The sequence below is a fragment of the Metabacillus niabensis genome (genome assembly GCF_902829255.1).
GTDB classification, from domain to species: Bacteria; Bacillota; Bacilli; order Bacillales; family Bacillaceae; genus Metabacillus; species Metabacillus niabensis.
Map to the genome: position 1 here is coordinate 1 of NZ_CADEPK010000265.1, position 4,689 is coordinate 4,689.

The window sequence follows — 4,689 nt, forward strand, 5'->3', positions numbered from 1 at the left end:
ATATTAATCTATAGAAAGCAAAAAAATCACAGAATTCAAATTCTCACATTGAAAATAATGAGATCCTGTGGTAAATTTATATAGATAGACATTGATTGATTATATTTTCGTATATTATCCCTACTTTAATTATACGGTATAATCTATTCTTTCGTCAACCCTTATTTTTATTTTTTAAGGAGTGTTCGCTATGGATTCGAATTTTCAGCAGGAGCAAAAACGAGTAACAGATGTAATGGAAGTAATTGAAAAGCGAATCAGCAGATTGGAGGAAGAAACTACACAGCGCCGGAACGAAGTGGTTCAAATCCGTAAACACTTTAATGATGAAATCAAGGTGAATATGGATACATTCGACGATTTTCTTGAGACAATCATCGGTTTGCGACAGGAGGCTCAAGCTCTTTCTGTAAGTCAAAGCACGCATAGACATGCATCTAAGAGATTGTCTACACTGCGTCGTATGCAGGAGGTTCCTTACTTTGGCAGAATTGATTTCATTGAAGATGGAATGCCAACAAAGGAACAAATATATATTGGAATCTCAACGCTTACTGATGAAAGTGGCGACAATTTCCTTATCTACGACTGGAGGTCACCGATCGCAAGTGTTTACTACGATTACCAGCCTGGTCCAGCGAAGTATGCAACCCCAGAAGGCGAAATCGAAGGCATATTGGAGAGAAAATGGCAGTATCTTATCCGCGGCGGCATTCTATATTCCATGTTCGACACGAGTATCACTATTGGAGACGAGATTTTACAGGAGGTACTAGGGAAAGGGAATGATAAACATATGCACAATATAGTAGCGACCATACAACAGGAGCAAAACCGGATTATCCGTCATGATCGAGGGAAGCTTCTCATTGTCCATGGCGCTGCCGGAAGCGGCAAGACATCAGCTGCCTTGCAGAGGATTGCATATTTGCTTTACAAATATCGGGGAAATCTGAATCCAGAGCAAATCATTTTATTTTCACCTAATACGATGTTTAATAAGTATGTATCAAATGTCCTTCCAGAACTTGGCGAAGAAAATATGCAGCAGGTCACCTTTCAGGAATATTTAGATCATCGGCTAAGTAAAGAGTTTCAAGTTGAAAATCCATACGAGCAATTGGAATATGTTTTAACTGCTAAAAATACTCCTTCGTATCATTCAAGGGTTGCGAGCATACAGTTCAAAGCTTCAACTCGTTTTTTTAAGGTGATCGAGAAATACAGGAAGTCACTGGAGTTATCAGGAATGCTATTTAACTCTATTAAATTTAGAGGAAAGCCGATTGTTACTGCCGAGCAAATAGCTGAAAGGTTTTATCATAACGACACTACACTGCGCTTTCCAAACAGACTTGAAAAACTAAAGGATTGGCTAATTAAAAAATTAAATGATGCTGAAAAAGTCGAATGGAAAAAGCCATGGGTACAAGAAGAAATTGAGCTTCTTAGCGAAGACGATTACCGTAAGGCATATACCTACTTGGCAAAAAAACGAGGATTCAAAAGAGAATCGATTGCTGATTATGAAATGGAGACGAAAGCACTGGCGAGATTGATTGTGCATCAAAAATTGAAGCCGGTGCGAAAACGAATAATGGCGTTTCAATTTGTCGATTTAAAAGGGATTTACAAGCAGTTATTTTCTGATTCTATACAGATTAAACAGTGGATAGGTGAAGAAATACCTGAGGGATTGGTGGAGATTTGTCAGCTTACACTGGAAATGCTTGATGAAGGCAATCTTTTTTATGAAGACGCTACTCCTTTTTTACTTATAAAAGAGCTGATTCAAGGCTTTCAGACAAACAGCTCGATAAAGCATGTACTTGTTGACGAGGCACAGGATTACTCACCGTTTCAATTCGAGTTTCTAAAGCGTTTATTTCCTTTAGCGAGGATGACAGTGCTAGGTGACTTTAATCAGGCAATATTCTCCCATGCACGAGAAATGGATGATTTTCACACAGTTATGAGTATATTCGGTAAAGATGATACAGAAGTAATGAACATGGCACGAAGCTACCGATCCACAAAACCGATTATTGAATTTACACGCAAATTAATTCCTAATGGCGAACGGATTATCCCTTTTGAGCGCGACGGAGAGCGCCCCGTGCTAACACGAATAAATAATCATACAGAACTGCATCACTCTATCACATCCAAAGTTACAACTTTGCGAAGTCTTGGGTATAACAGCATTGCGATTATATGTAAATCAGCTGAGGAAAGTAAACATGCATTTGAAGCCTTATCCAACATTAAAGATATTAAGCTCTTGACGAACAGCTCAATTGAATATGAACAAGGTGTTGTAGTAATACCTTCATACTTGTCAAAAGGTATCGAATTCGATGCTGTCATTATTTATGATGCATCAGAGCAAGTATACGGTGATGAGAGTCTCCGCAGACTATTTTACACTGCCTGTACAAGAGCTATGCATTATTTGCAACTTTACAGTTTAGGAATACCAACCCCATTATTGAAAAACATCTTGCGGGATAGTTTCACTGAATCTTGACTTAAATAAATTTTTCCATTGTTAATACTTACTTAACTTAGAAAGTAGGACTGATCATTTATGGCAAAGGATTTCAATTCTGTTCAAAAAAGACCGCCATATGGCATGATTTCGATTTTATTTATCGGGGCATTTGTTGCAATTTTGAATGAAACATTACTAAATATTGCTCTTCCAGCCATTATGGAGGAATTCGACGTTAATGCTACCGCAGTACAATGGCTTTCAACAGGTTATATGCTTATAAACGGTATATTAATTCCAACAAGTGCTTTTTTTATTCAGCGTTTTTCTGATAAAAAGCTATTTCTTACAGCAATGTCTTTGTTTACTTTAGGAACATTCCTAGCTAGTATTGCACCAGCATTTGGTGTGTTATTAGGGGCACGAATGATTCAAGCTTCAGGATCCGCGATTATGATGCCTTTACTAATGAATGTCATGCTTACCGCATTTCCAGTTGAAAAAAGAGGGTCAGCAATGGGGATGTTTGGTCTTGTTATGATTACAGCACCAGCGATTGGACCGACTCTTTCTGGATGGTTGATTGAGCATTACAGCTGGAGAATGTTATTTGACCTTGTTCTTCCAATTGCCTTACTAACTTTAGTTTTTGCAGCCTTTAAATTAAAAGATGTAACACCACAACGTGCGATTAAGCTTGATATATTCTCTCTCGTTTTATCAAGTATAGGATTTGGCGGCTTGCTTTATGGCTTTAGTTCCGCTGGGGAAAAAGGCTGGGATAGTCCAATCGTGTACGGAACGATTGTTATTGGCTCGCTTGCTTTAATTACCTTTATCCTTCGGCAGCTTCGGATGGACGATCCAATGCTTGAGTTTCGTATTTATAAGTATCCAATGTTTGCCTTGTCATCAGCGATATCAATTGTTATTTCGGTTGCGATGTTTTCGGCAATGATCTTGCTGCCTATCTACGTGCAAACCATTCGAGGGATTTCACCAATGGAATCTGGTCTATTAATGCTTCCTGGAGCTATTATTATGGGGATTATGTCGCCAATAACAGGGAAGCTCTTCGATAAATATGGGGCAAGAATATTAGCTGTGATCGGGTTGATCATAACTGTTGTGACCTCTTTTTACTTTAGCAAAATCGGTATGAATACCCCATATTCTACCCTTGTTCTGCTTTATACATTACGTATGTTTGGGATGTCAATGGTTATGATGCCGGTCATGACAAATGGTTTGAATCAGCTACCAGCTCAAAATAATCCACACGGAACAGCCTTAAACAATACACTCCAGCAAGTATCTGGGGCAATTGGTTCTGCGTTGTTGATTACTGTAATGAACAATCAAACGAAAAGAAAAGCAGAGGAATTAGCTTCTGACGCAATGGCAAATATAGGTGAAAGTGCAGCAACTACATCTGAACTACAACAGCAAATTATGAATGAAGCGATGTTGCACGGTATTAATTATACCTTTTTCATTTCTTCATTGATTGCGGTTTTAGCACTCATTCTAGCTTTCTTTATTAAAAGAGTAAAACCAAATCAAGAAGATAAGACAGATGAAGAAGTTGCTGTGAAGCAGTTAGATGTTGTTAAAGATTAATAAATATACTTAAAAAGTCGGGTAATGCCTACCTTAAGCATAATCCGACTTTTTTGTTCTTTAATAAGTGAAATATAATCTTCATTAAACTCAAGTTAAAGTTAATGTAAGATTGTACTTAAAGAAATAGGGTAATGGAGTTTTTCGGCAGCTTCTTTTTATGCTTAAAGCATCAATTGTTTTATAAAAGGAGTACCAAGGGAAATTTATTCATTTTAGCTAGGTTTTGCAAGGCAAGTATGTATAAGAAAATAAAATGTTAACGTAAAAGTCTTTAGAACTAACATTCCAAAGTTTTTTATTTTGGTTTAAATGGTTTAAAAAGCATTAACTATAATAAGTTTTGATGTTTGCAAACAATGCCGACAAATGACAATAGCTTTAATCGTTTAACATATTTGTATCCTGCTCCTCAATGTGTTTGTTCATTTATTCTTTATACTTTTTTTATACTTTTCTAGACAAATTATTTATACCTGCCACTTATTATAAATTTATAAACTTTGAAAGGTTGATAGATATGTCGGAAACGATTCTTAAAGCAACGAATATTTCAAAAATATACGGTAAACATAGAG

The 4,689-nt window shown here is 36.8% G+C and carries 2 protein-coding genes; both read left to right on the forward strand.

All coding sequences use genetic code 11. The features are described 5' to 3' along the window. The first annotated feature begins 190 nt into the window (after positions 1–190). Positions 191–2,527 carry an RNA polymerase recycling motor HelD gene (gene helD, locus HU235_RS15965; RefSeq protein WP_174880843.1) on the forward strand — a complete coding sequence of 779 codons (2,337 nt, stop codon included), beginning with the start codon at positions 191–193 and terminating at the stop codon, positions 2,525–2,527. Between the two features lie 60 nt (positions 2,528–2,587). Further along, on the forward strand, positions 2,588–4,111 hold the full coding sequence (locus HU235_RS15970; protein ID WP_174880844.1) for a DHA2 family efflux MFS transporter permease subunit: 1,524 nt from the start codon (positions 2,588–2,590) through the stop codon (positions 4,109–4,111). The last annotated feature ends 578 nt before the right edge of the window (positions 4,112–4,689 follow it).

Excerpts from the sequence above, each read along its gene's own strand:
- helD (WP_174880843.1), top strand. The coding sequence starts at position 191 with ATGGATTCGAATTTTCAGCAGGAGCAAAAACGAGTAACAGATGTAATG.
- HU235_RS15970 (WP_174880844.1), top strand. The coding sequence starts at position 2,588 with ATGGCAAAGGATTTCAATTCTGTTCAAAAAAGACCGCCATATGGCATG.